This is a genomic window from Profundibacterium mesophilum KAUST100406-0324 (genome assembly GCF_009835145.1).
GTDB lineage: Bacteria > Pseudomonadota > Alphaproteobacteria > Rhodobacterales > Rhodobacteraceae > Profundibacterium > Profundibacterium mesophilum.
This window is the reverse complement of record NZ_APKE01000064.1, coordinates 1-1,412: the sequence shown is the minus strand read 5'-3', so window position 1 is coordinate 1,412 and position 1,412 is coordinate 1. Positions and strand designations below refer to the sequence as shown.

Sequence of the window (1,412 nt, the reverse complement as noted above, 5' to 3'; positions counted from 1 at the left end):
ACACTCGCAATGCCGTGGCCGGACAAAACTCGCCTGCCATCCTTTAAAACGGCACACGGGATTTCAACGGGGCCGATCCTTAACTTGCCACGGTGCGTGGCCTCATTGTCGGCAAGCGCATCCCTCTCTGAGGGCGGCACTATCTCAGGACCCTGCGATGCCATTAGGCGTGGGGTTACAGCCCCGACGACGTCCTCAAAAGCCGCGTCGATAGGTTCAATGATGTCCTTCTTCTTGTCAGCCATTGATCAGCCTCCTGTAGGTCAGCCGCTTGTCGGCCATGCGCTCGATTGTGATGTTGATGAAGCCCATGGTGCCAAACTTGGCCGTGTTGTGGCGGAAGGAGAACTCCTTCACGTAGCGGTGCAGGTGCTTGGCGCTCATGTAGTGGTAGATGCCGTAGTGGCCCCGCTTCAGCAGCGCCCAGAAGCTTTCAATGCCGTTGGTGTGCGCCATATCACGGACGTACTCACCTACGGAATGGTTGATCCGGATATGGGTGTAGCCGCTGGCCTCAAGTCCGATGTAGCCTCCGTGCTGGTCGGTGACGATAGTTGCTCCGGTCTTGGCGTGATCCCTAACGAAGCGCTGAAGCATAGACGCCTTAGTGCTGCCGACCGGGACGGCGCGGACTTCACCGGTCTCCGACCGTACGCCGAGAACTGCGGTCTTGCCTACAGCGCCGCGACCGGCATTCAGTTTCTTGTTGGCGTGTTTGTTCTTCTCTTTGCCGCCTACGTACGTTTCATCAACCTGAACCTGACCGTCCATGGGGTCGTCGGGGTCTTTCAGCCATGTTTCGCGGATGCGCTGCGCAAGGAACCATGCGGTTTTCTGGGTGACACCCAGCTCGCGAGCCATCTGGGTGCTGGGGATGCCCTTGCGGGCGCTGGTGAGCATGAAGATTGCCAGAAGCCACTTCTGTAGGGGAAGGCGGCTCTCGGCCAGAACGGTGCCTGTGCGGACACTGAAATGCTTCCGGCAGTCCTTGCAGCGATACGCCATGGGCTTATGGTCTTTGCACTCAGTCACGGAGACCGAACCGCAGTGACCGCAAACCGGATCATCACCCCAGCGCTTGGCTTCGAAGAACTTGCGCGCCGCTTCCTCATCCGGGAACTTCTGGAAGAACTGGAAGGTGGAGAGGATTTCGGGTTTCGGCTGCGTCATGGGTCGGGCTCCTTATGGAACCCTTGTAACTTAACTAGCCAAGGCGCGCAAGTAACTTCTGGCTAGTTAAGTATATAGGCCCCTATCGTTTCAGCATGTTGACCACGACCTCGCGGTTCGATGACGCCGAACTCGTGAGCGATCACGGCCGTGTGATCGAAAACTTCTCGTTTTCTGTTAGAATCTGCTTGCGGGTTTTGTTGGGTAGTCTTAGACACCCCTTCACCGGCGGCGCTGAGGCG

Annotated in this window: 2 protein-coding genes and 1 pseudogene; all 3 read right to left on the bottom strand. The window is 57.8% G+C overall.

The features are described 5' to 3' along the window. Nucleotides 1-245, bottom strand: a pseudogene (locus PMES_RS16200) (P63C domain-containing protein); the annotation flags it as partial. Further along, nucleotides 238-1,170 carry an IS1595 family transposase gene (locus PMES_RS16195; RefSeq protein WP_159966753.1) on the bottom strand — a complete coding sequence of 311 codons (933 nt, stop codon included), beginning with the start codon at nt 1,168-1,170 and terminating at the stop codon, nt 238-240. The pseudogene PMES_RS16200 and the gene PMES_RS16195, both read right to left, overlap by 8 nt. Nucleotides 1,171-1,232: 62 nt before the next feature. Further along, nucleotides 1,233-1,412, bottom strand: a 180-nt coding sequence (locus tag PMES_RS16790; protein WP_236549855.1) for a hypothetical protein, incomplete at its 5' end; no start/stop codon positions are given.